The sequence below is a fragment of the Halobellus clavatus genome (assembly GCF_900107195.1).
In the GTDB taxonomy this organism is placed as follows: domain Archaea; phylum Halobacteriota; class Halobacteria; order Halobacteriales; family Haloferacaceae; genus Haloquadratum; species Haloquadratum clavatum.
Genome location: NZ_FNPB01000009.1, coordinates 47,799 through 63,246, shown reverse-complemented (window position 1 = coordinate 63,246; position 15,448 = coordinate 47,799). Strand labels below are relative to the sequence as shown.

General features: G+C 62.8%; 14 protein-coding genes. 6 read left to right on the top strand and 8 right to left on the bottom strand.

The window, feature by feature from the left end:
• The first annotated feature begins 211 nt into the window (after positions 1–211).
• Both BLU74_RS19605 and BLU74_RS13015 read left to right on the top strand, forming a co-directional pair.
• Positions 212–523, top strand: a complete 312-nt coding sequence (locus BLU74_RS19605) for an SDR family oxidoreductase (protein WP_394327876.1) — start codon at positions 212–214, stop codon at positions 521–523.
• Between the two features lie 241 nt (positions 524–764).
• The gene (locus BLU74_RS13015) at positions 765–1,106 is read left to right on the top strand and encodes a hypothetical protein (RefSeq protein WP_089767991.1); all 342 of its coding nucleotides are present in this window, start codon (positions 765–767) and stop codon (positions 1,104–1,106) included.
• 465 nt (positions 1,107–1,571) lie between these two features.
• On the opposite strand, the gene BLU74_RS13010 is transcribed toward BLU74_RS13015, so the two are convergent.
• The 6 genes from BLU74_RS13010 to cobN form a co-directional block, all read right to left on the bottom strand.
• Positions 1,572–2,879 (bottom strand): cobyrinic acid a,c-diamide synthase, encoded by a 1,308-nt coding sequence (locus BLU74_RS13010; RefSeq protein WP_089767989.1) that lies wholly within the window; start codon positions 2,877–2,879, stop codon positions 1,572–1,574.
• Positions 2,876–3,880: a nicotinate mononucleotide-dependent phosphoribosyltransferase CobT gene (cobT, locus tag BLU74_RS13005; RefSeq protein WP_089767987.1), complete on the bottom strand. Its 1,005-nt coding sequence runs from the start codon at positions 3,878–3,880 to the stop codon at positions 2,876–2,878. The genes BLU74_RS13010 and cobT overlap by 4 nt, the downstream gene beginning before the upstream one ends.
• Before the next feature lie 13 nt (positions 3,881–3,893).
• Positions 3,894–4,685 (bottom strand): CbiX/SirB N-terminal domain-containing protein, encoded by a 792-nt coding sequence (locus BLU74_RS13000; RefSeq protein ID WP_089767985.1) that lies wholly within the window; start codon positions 4,683–4,685, stop codon positions 3,894–3,896.
• 207 nt (positions 4,686–4,892) lie between these two features.
• Positions 4,893–5,657: a cobalt-precorrin-7 (C(5))-methyltransferase gene (locus BLU74_RS12995; RefSeq protein ID WP_089767983.1), complete on the bottom strand. Its 765-nt coding sequence runs from the start codon at positions 5,655–5,657 to the stop codon at positions 4,893–4,895.
• Entirely contained in the window at positions 5,654–6,385 is a 732-nt protein-coding gene (locus BLU74_RS12990) for a precorrin-8X methylmutase (RefSeq protein ID WP_089767981.1), read from the bottom strand. Before BLU74_RS12990 ends, BLU74_RS12995 begins: the two co-directional genes overlap by 4 nt.
• The gene (gene cobN, locus BLU74_RS12985) at positions 6,375–10,256 is read right to left on the bottom strand and encodes a cobaltochelatase subunit CobN (protein ID WP_089767978.1); all 3,882 of its coding nucleotides are present in this window, start codon (positions 10,254–10,256) and stop codon (positions 6,375–6,377) included. The genes BLU74_RS12990 and cobN overlap by 11 nt, the downstream gene beginning before the upstream one ends.
• Before the next feature lie 34 nt (positions 10,257–10,290).
• Here cobN and BLU74_RS12980 point away from each other — a divergent pair, with 34 nt between their 5' ends.
• The 4 genes from BLU74_RS12980 to BLU74_RS12965 are packed head-to-tail and all read left to right on the top strand — an operon-like array spanning position 10,291 to position 13,802.
• Positions 10,291–12,438, top strand: coding sequence for an ATP-binding protein (locus BLU74_RS12980; protein WP_089767975.1), 2,148 nt, complete (start codon positions 10,291–10,293; stop codon positions 12,436–12,438).
• A gap of 52 nt (positions 12,439–12,490) precedes the next feature.
• Positions 12,491–12,679: a CbtB domain-containing protein gene (locus BLU74_RS12975; RefSeq protein WP_089767972.1), complete on the top strand. Its 189-nt coding sequence runs from the start codon at positions 12,491–12,493 to the stop codon at positions 12,677–12,679.
• A 2-nt stretch (positions 12,680–12,681) separates the two neighbouring features.
• On the top strand, positions 12,682–13,473 hold the full coding sequence (locus BLU74_RS12970) for a CbtA family protein (protein WP_089767967.1): 792 nt from the start codon (positions 12,682–12,684) through the stop codon (positions 13,471–13,473).
• Positions 13,473–13,802, top strand: coding sequence for a (2Fe-2S) ferredoxin domain-containing protein (locus BLU74_RS12965; RefSeq protein WP_089767964.1), 330 nt, complete (start codon positions 13,473–13,475; stop codon positions 13,800–13,802). Before BLU74_RS12970 ends, BLU74_RS12965 begins: the two co-directional genes overlap by 1 nt.
• 20 nt (positions 13,803–13,822) lie before the next feature.
• Here BLU74_RS12965 and BLU74_RS12960 read toward each other — a convergent pair whose 3' ends face one another.
• Positions 13,823–15,082, bottom strand: a complete 1,260-nt coding sequence (locus BLU74_RS12960; RefSeq protein WP_089767961.1) for an outer membrane protein assembly factor BamB family protein — start codon at positions 15,080–15,082, stop codon at positions 13,823–13,825.
• Entirely contained in the window at positions 15,075–15,446 is a 372-nt protein-coding gene (locus tag BLU74_RS12955; RefSeq protein ID WP_089767959.1) for a DUF3209 family protein, read from the bottom strand. The genes BLU74_RS12960 and BLU74_RS12955 overlap by 8 nt, the downstream gene beginning before the upstream one ends.
• Between the last annotated feature and the right edge of the window lie 2 nt (positions 15,447–15,448).

Here is a 15,448-nt window from a genome sequence, read left to right as displayed (position 1 = left end):
TCACCCAACACACAGTACGAGCCAGGTCGTTATCTCGCGAAATCATCGGTCCCAAGGACTCGACACCCCTCGATCGCATTGCGGCTCGTCAACCGCCTCGGAGCGCAGTCCACCCAGCGGGCGAATCCACCGCTTGGAGGTGCTCCGGGACTGGTAGAGCGCGGCGAGGGCCAGACCGGAAACATCTCCTCGATGGCTGGTCGGAAGGTGCGTGTCAACCGTGGGATCCACTCCACGACGGCAAAGTGGGGCGTCATATTACAAACACGCCGCGCGCGACCTCGCACCCGACGTGTGGGTCACTGCCGTCTGTCCCGGTGGCACCCTTACTCCGACGTTGACAGAACACATCGACGACGAGTGGCACGAGGAAGACGCCTCACGCGTTCCACTCGGCCGTCTCGGTCGAATTGAGGACCAAGCCAACGGTGTTCTCGTTCTCACCGCTGAGTTGTGTGCCTATGTGACTGGGACAGTCCTCGAAATCGACGGTGGCGGACCACCAACCGAAGGCCGAGGCTGAACACGTCTCCCGGTGCGTCGGCCGCTGGTCACTGGCGCTGTTCTGTGGGATGCGGTAATTCGGTAGGGGCCCAAAACGGTCTCTCTCAACACAACTGTCAAATAGTGAAGTGCAGATGGTCGTAACGAAAACCGATTCTATCAGTAGAGACACTTTATATGTCACACATATATATGCTGATTATTCCTAACAGAGGAGAGTCTGCGGAATAATTAGGGTTCCTTCGGCCGAACGAACAGATATGAAACTAGATTGGCAAGAATCCGGCGGTCTCGTCGCGATCGGCCTCTTGATGATTGCGCTGCTATTGACACTGGCCGGTGTCGAGACGATCGCGGGGTACGAAGTCTTGGCGGCCGGACAAACAGCGTTCGGGTTCCTCGCAGCAGGGAACTTCAGTCTCGGTGTGCTCTCCGCCGGAATCTTCTCCGTAGGAGTGTTTTCTGTCGGGGTGTTCTCGGTCGGGATATTCTCGATTGGAATCTTCGCTGTCGGACCGTTTGCATTCGGAATGTACGCACTCGGGTTCTACGCAGTGCACCAGTATGGGAGCTCCCTGGAGGGGGAATCTCCCGCCGACTAGCATTCTCCGCACATCCCGAATAGTGGCCGTGATCCCGCTGTAGTCGCGTGACTCATTGGGATCGGTATCCCTCCCTGACGATTGGTCCGGCGGTGATACCGGTACCTCTCGTCGAATTTCGAGAGGGCCATCGTCTCTACGGTTTCCAAAGAGATCTCCGTTCGAGCGGGAGGCGCCGTCCCGCGATCCAATGTCGCCCAGAGTGTGACCGTCGGGCGTTGCGTTCCGGCGGACAGGCTGATCACTTCAATATGGCTCAAAAGGGAGCGGCGGTTCCCGATGCTCGAAGGACCACGTCTCGTCGTCGTACACCCAGACAGCGCGGTCGTCCGTGGTGGCCCCGGACGCCCTGCGCTTCAAGCGCGTGAACGGGTGGGTTCCCGGATCGCCCGGCTTGTCCTCCGTTACGATGGTTCCGAAGAGACCGACGAACCTCCGGAAATCGTTTCGTTTTCGTGTCCCGTCTCACATCGCCTCGAGGAACGCATCGAAGGCTCCACTCGCGGGGTGGACGTGACAGTACGTCCCGAGCGTCTCGTACTCGTAGAGCCCGTCTCGACCGTCTTCGATGCCGTCACCCCGCTCGACATCGAACGCGAACTGACTGTCTCCGGCAACAGAAGCACTCGAATAGTGGAACTCGTGACCGCGCAGGGACTGCCCCGAGTCGGCAGTAAGTGTACGCTCTCGGGCGCGGAGTTCGACGTGATCGAGCGCCTGATATCGACCGTGCATTTGCACATCCGCAGGGAGCACCTCTGCCATTCGGTGGGTGTCGCCATCGGTGGTAGTCAGCGTCTCGGCGAGCGTCATCAGCCCGCCACATTCGCCGACGATGGGGCACCCCTCGGCCGCTGCAGTGCCGAGTTGCCGTATCGCAGGACTGTTCTCCAGCGTGGCAGCGTGCAGTTCGGGGTACCCTCCCGGAAGATAGACGCCGTCACAGTCTGGGAGTTCGTCTCCTGCCGTCGGCGCGAACGTGACCACGTTCGCACGCTCTCGAAGGCGCTCGATAGTCGCGGGATAATAGAAGCGGAACGCCTCATCACGAGCGACCGCAACTCGCTTGTTCGTTTCCGGCTGGCGTGTTTCGTGCTCGACGTGGGGAGGGTGGGGAGGGGTACGCGCGATGTCAACGATTCGTTCAGTGCGGACGTGTTCGGCGGCCTCGTCGAGGACTCCGGGAGGAAGTGGGACTTTGTCCCCCATATGTAGCCCGAGGTGACGGTCGGGGATCTCGAAATCGTCGCGAGGGGGAATACGACCCAGGTACATCAAATCGTCCGGCAGTGCGTCGCGAATGCCACGCTCGTGACGTCCGCCGTGAGCGCGTTGGGCGACGACACCTGCGACATCGATGTCGGTGTCGGTATGTTCGGTGTATCGCTGAAATCCGAGTGCAGTCGCGGCGACGCTTTCCATCCCGGCTTTCGCATCGACGACCAGAACGACCGGAAGGTCGAGTGACTCGGCGACCATTGCGGTACTGGAACCGTCGCCGTCGTACAACCCCATCACGCCTTCCACGATACAGACGTCGCCGTCGCCTCGGTAGTAGTTCCGCCGAAGCCCGGTGTCGCCCTGGAGCCAGCGGTCGAGCGTTCGCGACGGCCGACCGGCCACGCGCTCGTGATGACTGGGATCGATGAAATCGGGACCAGCTTTGGCGGGTTGGACCGTATAGTCCTGCTCTTGGAGAGCGCGAATGATGGCGAGCGTGGCCACGGTCTTCCCGACGCCTGAACGGGTACCGCCAATGACGATACCCTTCATGTAGCAGTGACCTCCTCACCGACGAGCCTGTCGTAGACGGTGGCGACTTTCTCGCGGACGGCTGCCATCGATACGTCGGCAGCGGCAGCCAACGACCAGGCCCCGCCCATTCCCACGCCTTCCTTCGCCTCACCAGCCACGTAGGCATCCATCGCCGGATGGCTCACGCTCCCGAAACCGGGATCGGTGACCGTCAGCGCGACGTCGAGATCGTCCGCCAGCTCGCGGATCCCCGCCGTTTCGTCGGCAACGATGAAGGAGGTGGTCGCGAGCGAGAGCGAACTACCCGTGCCCGTGTGTCCAACGAGTGCGGCGGCGGCCGCCATCTGGGTGCCGCCGGCGAGCGGTACGTTCTTTCCAGCGGCAGTCGCGCCAGCAGTCAATCCGGCCACAGCACCGAGGACTGGGTCACCGATATGCCGAACCGCCTCTATCGGGGTACCGGCAGCGCTCCCGTTCGATATGCTGCTCGTGTCCAGTGCTTCCCGGACCACGCCACGCTTGAGCGAGAGTGGATTCTCCGGCAGCGACGATGAGACGGTCGGCTGCTCCCCGAGTGCAGTCAGCACACCGAGGGCAGTCGTCGTGTCACCGGGAATCGTCTCGCCGATCACGAGTTCCTCGTCGGGCAGGGAGCGACCCAGCCGACGAGCGGCTTCGAACGTGTCCGAAGCCGACGCGACCGGATCCGAGGTTCGGATGTCGCTTCCGACCTCGTCTCCGATCCTGACTGTCGGTGCCATCGTCGACCCGGCGAGCCCGGCCTCGACGGCCAGTAGGTCGAACGCGAGGAGTTCGCGGACAGCGCGAGTGATGACTGCTGGCGTTGGGCAGCCGCTCGGGCTCCCCGGAACGACCGGGGCCTGGACTGGGTGATCGTATTCGACGATTTCGAGGTCTGCACTGGGCGTGTGAACCATCGCGTCGGGGGTGGCCCCTGCTGCGCTGATCCCATCGATACGGGCCGTCTCGGTGTCGCCTCCGATGAGAACGAATTTCATTCTAAGATCCGAATCAGTACCGCTGGATCCCTTCCCCATCAGTTGCGATTGGGCGTTTCGTCCGGGTCAATTGCGCTTCGAACGAGGCTGCCGACGCGTTGTCGTCACCAGCGAGCGCGCGTTGCTTTTCCACCTCCGCGTGAACGGCGTCCGTTATTCGTGGATGCGCTCCAAGCGGGTCGGCATACTCGATGCCGCCGCGTGCGAGGTCGAGTTCCCCGGGAATCCTGCTCTCGGTCGCTTCGGTTCGTGTCAGAAAGAGTGGGACAGCCACCGACTGAGTATTACTAGTGTTGTACCGGGCACATTCGACTGTTGGATTCTGGAGGAGATAGCAGGTCAGCACCTCTCCGTACCCCGACTGTTCTCGAAGTCGAGCTGCGTGATAGTCGGTCGTTTGCCGGTGGTATGGTTTCGAACTACTCCCGAACCCAACGAGGATGAGAGAGACGTCCTCAGATGCCGGAATCAGATTCGCCCCTTTCTCTTCTATCACCTCGGTGACGGCCGGACTCTGACCGAGTGGTTCACAGTAGTGTACGTCCCCAGCGACAGAGGAGAGCGCGGCGGGGACCCCGTCGATCGTGTCGTGGCTATGTGCAGCACACATCGGGACTGCATACACTGTATCCGCAGAAATTCGCTCGAACTGTTCTTTGAGTTCGCGGATCGGTTCACTCTCGTACGTCGCGACCTCGACGTCATCGACGGCGGAACGCCGCCTGAGACGCTCGGCGTGTGCTTCGAGTACTTCGTGGGCGTTTCTCGTCGTACGGCCGATGAGCAGGATTGATTCGGATGTCATGGGTTAGCCACGTGTACAATTTTATTTGTGTTAACCCAATTTGGGTTGTCTTATCGGTTGAGACAGACCATCAAATAAGTTTTGGTGAGTCGGATTTCCGTCAGCGAGAGCGTGGCAATAGTGCTACAAGAAGAGACCTACTAGCCCGTAGACAGCAGTGAGAGCTATGACAAGCGAAGATTCGGGAGGACGCTGAATCGGTATCCGCTAGTTGGACCGAACCGCGAGGACCGACAGATCGGAGAACGGTGACGTTTCGGTATCTGATTCGTTCGTGAGTGCTTGGAGTTTACCTAGCGTTGTCCTCGTCACTTCTTCGTCGTCGTGTGTCAGCCGTTCCAAGACGAGAGCCCCAAGCGAAGGGGATGCACCCTCATCGAGTAATTCGGCAGCGATGTCTTCCGGCATCCAGTCGGAGGGACGCGGGAGCACGAGCAGGTGTCGGTCACCGACCTCATCGCAAAGTCGACGGAGGTCAGGTGTGATCTCTCCACTCTTGTGGAGAGTCACGAAGACCGTCTCCTCCATCGGTGTTCGTGCCCTGCTGGCGGCCACCTGTAGGGACGAGATACCAGGGATAACCCGAACGGGCCGTTCGACGGCGGCCTGAACTTTTCCAACGAACTGATAGCCCGAGTGGTTCGGGTCTCCCATCAGGACGGCCGTTCCGGACTCCCCCTCAGCCACACGGTCAGCAAACCTCGCGAGCGTCTCGGCCTCATCACGATACCCACACGTGAGTAGGTCGGCGTTCGTCTTCTCGCGGACGAACTCGACGACGGTCTCGAAACCCACGACGACATCGGCATCGCGGATTGCGCGCTCGCTGCGAGGGGTCAGATACGCCAGATTGCCCGGGCCGATACCGACTGCGTACACCGGGTCCGCCGCAGATACGGACCCGGATTCAGGAACCGATGCCGCCAGTGCCGCTGGATCGGGGCCGGAGTCTAGATCGTAGGTGTCGGTCACGGGAGGTCGACCTCTCCACTCCGGACGTCGCTTGCCACGTGGACGAGTTCGTTCGTCAGGCCCGCTGCCAACCCACTTCCGCCGCGACGGCCGACGTTCGTGATTGCAGGGACGCCGTATGAGTCCGCGACCTCCCGTAGTCGTGTCCGGCTCTCCGCAGCTTTGACGAAGCCGACCGGCGTGGCAACCACAACGGCCGGGCGCGTGCCGTCCTCGATACAGTCTGCGAGGGCGAGTGCTGCGGTCGGAGCGTTCCCGATAACGGCGATGGCGCCGTCGTACACCCCCTGTTTGTCGAGTTCGAGGACAGACGCAGCCGTCCGCGTCGTGCCCGTCTGTTTCGCGAGTTCGGCACCGTTCCCGATGGCCTTCTGAACAGGGCAGTCGTGACCGCGACCAGTGATACCGGCCTTGACCATCGTGATGTCGGTAACGATTGGCTGCTCATCGAGGACCGCCCGTGCGCCAGCGACGACCGGTTCGGCCTCGGTCTCACCGGTGAACCGCACGAGGTGCTGGAACTCTGGATCGCCAGTGGCATGGACACTCTTCTGTCGAATGCGGTCGGCCACCGTCTCGTCCGGGACGAGGTCGCGCACGCGATCCATACTCGTCTCGGCGATCGCCATCGCGTTCTCGGTCGTCGCACCGAGATCGGCGTACTCCTCGAAGTCACTGGCGTTCCCGGCCTCGCTACCACCGTCTGTTCGGCAGTCCTCAGTCGTCATCACTGGACACCTCCGGTGTACTCGCGCTCCCGGCGCGCGCCTCGATGTCACCGTCCACTCGAAGATTGATGTCCCGGAGTTCGTCGGCGATCTCGTCGTCGGCGTCCCACAGTCCGCGGTCGATCGCCTCGAGGAGTGTGTCACTAATACTCTCTAGGGCCCACGGGTTTACGTCGCGCATCCACTCCTGACGGTCCTCGTCGAACGCGTACTTCTCGGCGACGTCGGCCCAGAGCGCGTCACTGACGACGCCCGTGGTCGCGTCCCAGCCGAGGACGACATCCACGGTACTCGATAGGTCGCCAGCACCCTTGTACTCGTGTTCGGTCATACTGTCGAGCCAGTCAGGGTTGAGGACGCGGGCGCGCATCGCCTTGCGGACCTTCTCCTCGTTGGTGTACACTGAGACGTTGTCGGGATCGCTGGAATCGCCGACGTAGGAGGCTGGCTCCTCGCCCGCAATCTCCGAAACAGCGGTGATGAACCCACCGTGGAACGCGTACCAATCAGAGCTGTCGAACTCGTCCTGTTCGGCAGTATCCTCGATCTTGACCGTGGCGTCCACGCTTCCGAGGCGTCGCTCAAAGGACTCGCGGGCCTCTGTGACGCGCCCTCGCTTCCCGAGGGCGTATCCGCCCCACTGGACGTACACGTCGGCGAGGTCGGACCGGTCGTCCCAGTTCCCTTCGTCGACTGCTTTGTTCGTGCCCGCACCGTACCCGCCGGGTCGAGTCGTGAACACGCGATGTCTGGCGGCCTTTTCGGGGTCATCGACACCCTGCTCGTCGAGCCGCTCGGCTTCCGCCTCGACGTGCTTTTTGACGTAGTTCATCTCGGGTGGTTCCTCGAGGGCGACGACCGCGTCGACGGCGTCGTGAACGACGCCTGCGGCCTGCGGGAAGGCGTCGCGGAACAGCCCCGAGACGCGAGTGGTGACGTCGATCCGGGGGCGATCGAGTTCGTCCAGAGGAATGGGAGTGACGCCGTCGATACGTCCGGCGTCGGTCCACTCGGGTTCGACGCCCATCAGCGCCAGCACTTGGGCGATGGTCTCGCCCCGCGTTCGAACGGTCGGCGTCCCCCACGCGACGACGCCGACCTCTTCTGGATACGCACCGTCCGCTTCGTGGTGACGCGCTACGATGCCGTCCGCGACCTCCTTCCCCACGCGCCACGCGCTCTTGGCCGGCACCTTCCGTGGATCGAGCGTGTAGAAGTTTCGTGCTGTCGGCAGCAGGTCGACGCCACCCCGCGTCGGCGCACCGCTCCCACCAGGCGGGACGTATTCGCCGGCCAAGGCGTCTGCCGTTCTCGGAACCTCGTCCTGTGCACCTCGGACGCGAGGAGCAACCTCTTCACAGATGAACCCCAGCGCGTCCCGGAGGTCGTTGTGGGCACCGGATTTCGCACGTGCGTCCCCGAGCGGGTCAATGTCCACCACGAGAAGGTTCATAGTGCCCTCATCCTCCGGTCCCGCTTCTCTCTCCGAAGCCGGAATGTCGAAGTCGTGGGCGGCCAGCGTCTCCACGAGTTCGAGACTCGTCTCGTACACTTCGTCGGCAGCCTCCGAGAGTGTCAGACCCAGCTCGTCGTCGTACACTCCCGGTTCGTCGAGCATCCGTTGGTAGTCGACGCCGAGCACGCCGGCCACACTCTCTCGGAGACTGGGCCCGCCCGGGTTCTCCAGGCGCGTGAGTGCGACGAGGTACTCGACGAGACGGTCAGCCTCTGGAGGCTCACTCATCGTGTGGAGGCCCATCCGAATCTGCGTCGTCTTCACGTCCGTGAGGTACCCGTGGATACGTTCGACGAGTTCGTCGACGTCGATCTCGTCTCCATCGACTCTCCCCTCCGCGAGCGTCGTACCGGCTTCCTCTGGACCGCGAACCTCAACCCGCTCGTCGACATCACCTGCGATGCCGAGTTCGACCGCGAGATCCAGTTCGTCGACCTTCTCTCGGAGGAGTCGCTCGAGGTGTTCGCCGTCGTCGGTGCGGGCGTCTTTCATCCCGGCTTCGCGGTACTGGTCGGCGAGCTCCTCGAGTTCGGCCAGTTCGTCGTACGTTCCGGCGTTGCGCATCACCGGCGTCAGGTAATCCACGATGGCTGCGTACGAGCGCCGTTTCGCCTGGGTCCCCTCACCCGGATTGTTGATGATGTACGGGTAGACGTTCGGGATGTCGTCGACGAGCTGGTCCGGAGCGCTCTCGCCGTTCAGTCCGACCGTCTTGCCGGGGAGCCACTCCAGACTCCCGTGCGTGCCGAGGTGAACGACCGCATCAGCCTCGAACGTGTTTCGGAGCCAGCCGTAGAACGCCACGTAGTCGTGGGGGGGCTGGAGGTCGGAGTCGTGATAGACCTTCGAGGGGTCCATTCCGAACCCACGCGGTGGTTGGACGGTGACGAGGACGTTCCCGAACGCAACACCCGGGATAGCGAACGGACGGTCGGGCACTTCGCCCCATTCGTCCACGACGTTCGACTGGAAGCGTTCGTCCGTGGCCGCGAACCACTCGCGATACTGCTCGGGGGGAACGACGTCGACGCTCAGGTCGCGCACGTCCGCTGGGGCGACCCAGCGGTCGTCGAGCGTTAACTGCGCGGTCAACTGATCTATCAGGGCCTGACCGTCCGTTGGTGTCCGTCCGCCGAGGTCGTAATCGCGCTCGCGAAGTTCCTGGAGAAGGTTGACCGTGCTCTGGGGACTGTCGAGTCCGAAGGCAGTACCGATGCCATCGTCGCTCGGCGGGTAATTGTGCAGGACGACCGCGACGTTCTTTTCTTCGTTCGAGGTTTGCCGAAGCCGCGCCCAGTTGACCGCGAGCCTCGCGGCGTGGTCCACCCGGTCATCGTTGGGGAAGTGTTGTTTCGGCGCGCTTCCGATGCCCGCCTCGTCGTCGGTCCGTTCCTTGCCGCTGATTGGATGAGTGATGACGTTGCCGTCGAACTCCGGGAGCGCAACCGACAGCGCGAGTTCGAAGCCCATAACGCCCGTGTCGCTCTTCTCGTACCGTGAGCGAGATCGCATCGTCGTCACGGTTTGGATGACGGGCACGCCGAGTCGGTCGAGGAAGACAGTCTCCGCGCCATTCCCCTCATCATCGGCCGCCCGCCCTCGCTCGTCCATCGACAGCGAGAACATAAACGACGAGAGCACAGCGTCGACCAGAGGCTCTCCATCGTCCAGAAGCCACTCCTCGGTTACGCGTTCAGCGTCCCACTGTTCGTCGCTGTCCGTCGCGGGATTACAGAAAACCGGCAGTGCATCCGCCCCCTGAGCTTCGACGGCGCGCACCTGACCGTCGACGTACCGCGTATTCTCGTGGGTCCAATGAGATTCGTAGAACCAGATGGCGACCGTCGGTGTCTCTGGGTCTACCATATCGATCAGTTCTTCGTACGATGCCCCCGGATAGTCTGGATGGTACACTCCCTCCGTCGGGAGCGTCACCGGTTCGTCGTAGTCGCACGCGGCGGACCCGTACTCGTCGACGAGGAACCGAACGCAGTTCGCGACGTTGCTGGTCCCGCCTTTCTCCAGATATTCATAGACTCGGTCGCGGTCTGTCGCAGTGACGGATGTGTCCGCACGTGCGTAGGCGTCACCGGTCGATTTGACGACCAGCGGAACCCCAGCCTCCTCCAGGCGACTGACGGCGTGCTCGTAGCCTGGCATACTCTCCTCGGCGCCGTGCAGCCAGAAGATCGCCGCCGCCGCATCTTCGAGCTCGTCGAGGAACGCGTCGATGTCTGCCTGATCGTCGATGTCGCTCTCCGAGCGAACGACCAAATCGACGTCAGTTCGCGCCGCCGCCTGCTGGACAGCACCGAGTTCGTTCTCGGTCGCGGTGTATAGGCCGATTGTTGGCATAACGTTGTTAAATCTCCGTTGTGCTAATACAAGTATGGTTGATAACGGCGGAGGCAAAAAAGCTTCGCACGGTCGGGGGACGTCGCTGTCCTTCTCGGAAATCGTCGGTCAGGAGGAACTCAAGAGAGCTTTACTTACCATCGCAACGAACGATGACCTGAATGGCCTTCTCATACAGGGCGAGAAAGGAACGGCGAAGTCCACGGCGGTGCGGGCGCTAACTGACCTTCTGCCGACACAGGATGCCGTCGAGGGCTGTCCGTACGGGTGCCCGCCGAACGTCCCCGAGTATCAGTGCGAAGACTGCCGTGAGCGGACCGATCCCCCGACCGTCGAACGGTCGGTTCCTCTCGTTACGCTCCCGCTGGGGGCGACCCGCGAGCGGGTCGTCGGGACACTTTCCGTAGCGGATGCACTCGACGGCGAATACGAGTTCGATCCCGGAGTGCTCGCCCGTGCGAACCGCGGTATCCTCTACGTTGATGAGGTAAATCTCCTCGACGATCACCTCGTCGACGTGTTACTTGATGTGGCGGCGAGCGGGGTCAACAGAATCGAACGTGACGGTCTGAGTGTCTCTCACCCTGCTAGGTTCACGCTCGTGGGGACGATGAATCCCGAAGAGGGAGATCTCAGACCGCAGCTTCGCGACCGGTTCGCGCTCCAAGCGTCGGTCACCGCCTGTGAAGGCGTAGAGCAACGGGTCAGTATCATCGACCGAGCGATCGGCCGAACAGATGGAGCCCGAACGGAGCAATCGACCAACGGGGGTGTCGAGGACGGGGACTTCCGGGACCAGCTGGAACAAGCCCGCACGCGACTCTCCGAAGTCGATCTTTCCACCCAGTTCACCCGGGACATCGCAGCACTCTGTCGGGACTCCGGTGTTGACGGACACCGCGGAGACATCGCAACAGCGCGTGCCGCGATAACGTTCGCCGCGCTCGACGGGCGCACGAAGGTCATCGAAGCCGACGTGCAGCGGGCGGCGGAACTCGCCCTCCCGCACCGACTTCGATCACAGCCGTTCGAAGACGCGCCCGATCCGAGTGAGCTCATCGACGACCACTTCGATGGTGAGGGTAACGACAGCGGGCAAGAGGACCGAAGCGACCGCCCAGAGGAGGCGCCCCCCGACGCCGAGGAGAATCCGTCGGACGGAGCGGATGACACCGGAGACGCCGAGGAGGCGGACCCGTCGGACTCGACCGACCCCGGATCGTCCGAACAGAACGGCACGCACGACGGGGGTGAGTCCGGCACGTCGTCCCCAAAACGGAGTGAGGAGAGAGGGACCGACGATGTCGAAGCAGAGGCGGCGGACGAGAACACGGAGGCGGAGGCAAACGACGACGTAACCGAAGGAACACCGATCGTCCCAGGAGAGTCGCGTGCCGACGTCGGGGCCGCACGCGCTCCCGAACTGACCGCACCCGAAGCCGTCGAGAGCGGGAGAGCAGAACGCGGATCCCGTTCGCGGACGCAGCCACACGTAGACACCGAGGGGGCACGGATACGGAGTCGGCAAGCTGATTCGACCCGACGCATCGACGTCGCGGCGTCGGTTCGAGCAGCATCCGCCCGCGGCGCTGCGTCCGTCGAGTCGCGCGACCTCCGTCAATCTGTCCGGCAGAGCGAGTCCTCCGCGTTGGTGGTGTTCGTCGTGGACGCGAGTGCGTCGATGCTCCCGGCGATGCGTGCCGCGAAGGGAACCGTGCTTGAACTTCTCAAGGACGCCTATCAGAAGCGCGACGAAGTCGCGTTCGTCGCCTTCGCCGGCGAGGAAGCAAACGTGCTCCTCCCCCCGACAGACAGCGTCACCCTCGCCGCTCGACATCTCAAGGATCTGCCGACTGGGGACCGGACGCCACTGCCGTCAGGCCTCCGAACGGCCGGCGACGTGCTCGACCGGGCCGAACCAAGCACCAGCGTCGTTGTGCTGGTCACTGATGGCCGAGCGAACGTTGCGAAAGAGAGCCCACTCCGTGAGACGCGTGAAGCCGCTACCCGGTTGAGCGAGTTCGATCCCCACGTGGTCGTCGTCGACGCAAGTGACGGTGACCGATCCGGTGTAACAGGCCTGATCGCCGACGAAACGGAGGGCGAGCGTGTGCCGCTCTCCGCCCTGTCAGCCGAACGAATCGAGGCAGCCGTCGCGACCGCACACGAAAGTGAGGTTTGATTCGTCCGGAAGATTTACAACCTTACTTGATTTTGTGAAAGTGTGGTTTAGGATGCCGACTGCCAACAACACCGTTCACGGTAGAGTCGAACAGGCACGCGTAGAACTAACGCCGACGCAGCTGGCCGTCGGACTCGCTCTCGTCGCGGCACTCGGATTCGCTCTCCTGTTCGTTCAGGACCCGATGCTGCACGATTCTATGCACAACTTTCGGCACGCGGCGGGGATCACCTGCCACTGACGATGCTCGCTGCCTATCTGAAGCGGGGGGTGAAAGCAGGGGTGGTTGCTGGGCTGGTATTCGGTCTCCTCATAGCATTCGTCGCTAATCCGCTCGTCGCGTTCGCCGATGAACTCGGCCACGGTAGCCACGCTATCGGCGACAACCACGAACACGCAACTGGGGAACACCACGAGGGGAGCGGTGGAGCACAGCACGATAGCACCGTTTCGATGACGGTAACAAACGGCGTGAGTATCGTCTCCGGTGTGCTCTGGGGCATTCTCTTGGGTGGGGTCGTGTTCGGCATCGCCTACTACTTCCTCGAACCCGTAATCCCGGGCACTGGCGGAACGCAGAGCTACCTCTTGGCGGTTGCCGGGTTCATCACAGTCTCCGGAGCGCCGTGGCTCGTGCTCTCGCCACAACGGTTAGGAGCCGAACAGGCACTCCCGGCGGAGCTTCGCAGTATGCTCTATGGGGGAATGATGGTGGCCGGTGCGTTCGTCTGTTTGCTCGCAGGGTTCGTGTACGATCGCCTCCGAGACACACACGGACGACCGACCGCTACCATCGTCGCGATGCTTTCTCTCGGGTTGCTCGCGATTCCAGCCGCTCTTTCCCCGGTGAACGCCGTGGAGAGTTCCCTTCCATCCGAGTTGGCGAGTGGACTAACGGGAACGATCGTGTTCGGACAGGCGTTGCTCTGGCTGCTCCTCGCGGGCACTCACGCCCGACTTCGCCGCCGGTCGATGGACACGGGGCCCGCTGCTATCGCAACCGACCCCACCGACGGAACTCTCAGTGCAGATTGATGAGGTCCCGAACCGACGACGTGCGTGAGAACGGATTTTCAGACCACGTGTTAGTCTGTACGAACGCGCGAGATTCAGAGTATGCCTGCTGTGCGGAGGCCCACGGTGATGAGGTGTACGACGCAGTGAAGTCGTGGTTGCGTGAACGAGACGTCTTCTGGTCTCAGGTCCACGTCGCGGAGACGAGCTGTCTCGGTCTGTGTAGCGCCGACGGCACCGCCCTGGTCATCCATCCCCGCAATCAGTGGTACTCGGACGTGCGTCCGGAAGACGTGCCAGAGTTGCTCGAAGACGAATTCGGTGCCGACGCGTCGCAACGAGGAGAGTAGCGCCGAGCGTACCGTCTCCGCTACAAGTGATCCCGGTGTGCTCGGGCCTCCCGGCGGCTCGCACCCGATACCAACCGATAGGTCCCCCGTTTCTCCCCCTCGTCGTGATAGACCACCGGCTCCTCCACGGCGACGAACGATTCACCGTCAAGTGCAACCGCTGTGACGATGCCATCGGTTTCGAAGGTCGCCTCGAGGCCAGTTTCCGTACTGAATATCCGAAGACCGTGGACCGCGGCATCCCGGGTGCGGAAATGTTGTGCCCCGGGAACAGCCACGTGGTTTCCTCCGACACCGAGTTCGCTCGCGAAGCCACCGGCCGAAGCCGTCCAGACGCACTCACCGTCCGGGGTGTACCCGAAGGCAGTGTGCTCACGAGGATGCAGTGACGCAGTCTCGCGGCCGTCCCTCGAGTACGTGTTCCCCGTGACGAAGACCGCGGCGTCCGCCGTCGCGTGCACGTGGTTCGGATAGGCGTACACCGTTTCATCGCCGATCGCCGCTGGTGTTCCGAGGTCGACACACCACTGTTCGGCACCCCCGTCGTGGAGGCGGTAGCCACAGTAGTCGCCGTGACTGGCAACTATCACGCCGTCCGAGACGAGCGATACGTCACCAACGCGTCGCTGACCGTCGGTACCGGGATCCCACTCGTATCGAACGGTCCCTGTTGCCGCATCGAGGACGACTACCCCGTGCTGATGGGTGCCAGGACAGCGATTGTACGCGACGGCCAAGCGGCGCTCTTCGACATCGAGACTGATCGGCGATGCATCGGTCTCGTGCGTCCAGACGACATCGCCCGTCTCGTCGAACGCGTAGACGGCACTAGTGAAGGATCGATGGTCACCGTCGCGCTCGTAACGACGGGATGCAACGTACAACCGATCTCCGGCCGTCTCGAGAGCTGCGACGAAGGGAAGAAAGAACCGAGACGATTTCTGCGGAGCCCCGAGGTCCCTCGCGGTGGCGTACTGCCATCGGAGTTCGCCGGTCTTCTGGTCGTAGCATCGGAGCGTTCCCTCGGCACTGCGCTCGCCGATCACGACACCGTCGCCGAACGGCTCCGCTGCCACGACGGACGTCATCTCAGTGTCCCTTCTCTCTCGCCATCGTTCATCGAGAGTCGTTCGGTCGTACGCGACCACGTCTCCGGTGGCGGTTCCAGTGACCACCAACGCCCCGGGCAACGTGACTGCCGACCGTTTGCCCGCGTGCCGGGATCGAGCGGGCGGTACGTCACCGAGTTCGACCGCCCGCTGTTGCAGGGCGTTACTCATCGACGGGGAAGGTCTCGTGGAGGACGTCGTGTGCCTCACCCAACCCGCTCAGGACGCTCTCGCCTTGGTCTGTCAGCCGATGGACGGCGCGCTCCGCGTCGCGGACGGCCACCAGTCGGCCACGCATATAGTCGTACTCCGGGTCGTCTGTGTCGGTGGCGGCGATTTCCTCCTCGAGGTCGACGAGCGCCGCATCGAGGTGGCGCTCGATCTCCGAAACGCTCTCCGCGTTTGCTAACCCCTCGATCGGGCCATCGAGATGACCCGCTAGTTCAGTCTCCGCGTGTTCGCGTGCGCTCCGGTCTTCGGTCCCGAGTACGTTCATCAGTCCGAGTCGTAGGGCTTCGATTTCATAGCAGCTCATCG

Coding starts and splice junctions, on each gene's coding strand:
- BLU74_RS13015 (WP_089767991.1), top strand. CDS start 765: ATGAAACTAGATTGGCAAGAATCCGGCGGTCTCGTCGCGATCGGCCTC.
- BLU74_RS13010 (WP_089767989.1), bottom strand. CDS start 2,879: ATGAAGGGTATCGTCATTGGCGGTACCCGTTCAGGCGTCGGGAAGACC.
- cobT (WP_089767987.1), bottom strand. CDS start 3,880: ATGAAATTCGTTCTCATCGGAGGCGACACCGAGACGGCCCGTATCGAT.
- BLU74_RS13000 (WP_089767985.1), bottom strand. CDS start 4,685: ATGACATCCGAATCAATCCTGCTCATCGGCCGTACGACGAGAAACGCC.
- BLU74_RS12990 (WP_089767981.1), bottom strand. CDS start 6,385: ATGACGACTGAGGACTGCCGAACAGACGGTGGTAGCGAGGCCGGGAAC.
- cobN (WP_089767978.1), bottom strand. CDS start 10,256: ATGCCAACAATCGGCCTATACACCGCGACCGAGAACGAACTCGGTGCT.
- BLU74_RS12980 (WP_089767975.1), top strand. CDS start 10,291: ATGGTTGATAACGGCGGAGGCAAAAAAGCTTCGCACGGTCGGGGGACG.
- BLU74_RS12975 (WP_089767972.1), top strand. CDS start 12,491: ATGCCGACTGCCAACAACACCGTTCACGGTAGAGTCGAACAGGCACGC.
- BLU74_RS12970 (WP_089767967.1), top strand. CDS start 12,682: ATGCTCGCTGCCTATCTGAAGCGGGGGGTGAAAGCAGGGGTGGTTGCT.
- BLU74_RS12965 (WP_089767964.1), top strand. CDS start 13,473: ATGAGGTCCCGAACCGACGACGTGCGTGAGAACGGATTTTCAGACCAC.
- BLU74_RS12960 (WP_089767961.1), bottom strand. CDS start 15,082: ATGAGTAACGCCCTGCAACAGCGGGCGGTCGAACTCGGTGACGTACCG.
- BLU74_RS12955 (WP_089767959.1), bottom strand. CDS start 15,446: ATGAGCTGCTATGAAATCGAAGCCCTACGACTCGGACTGATGAACGTA.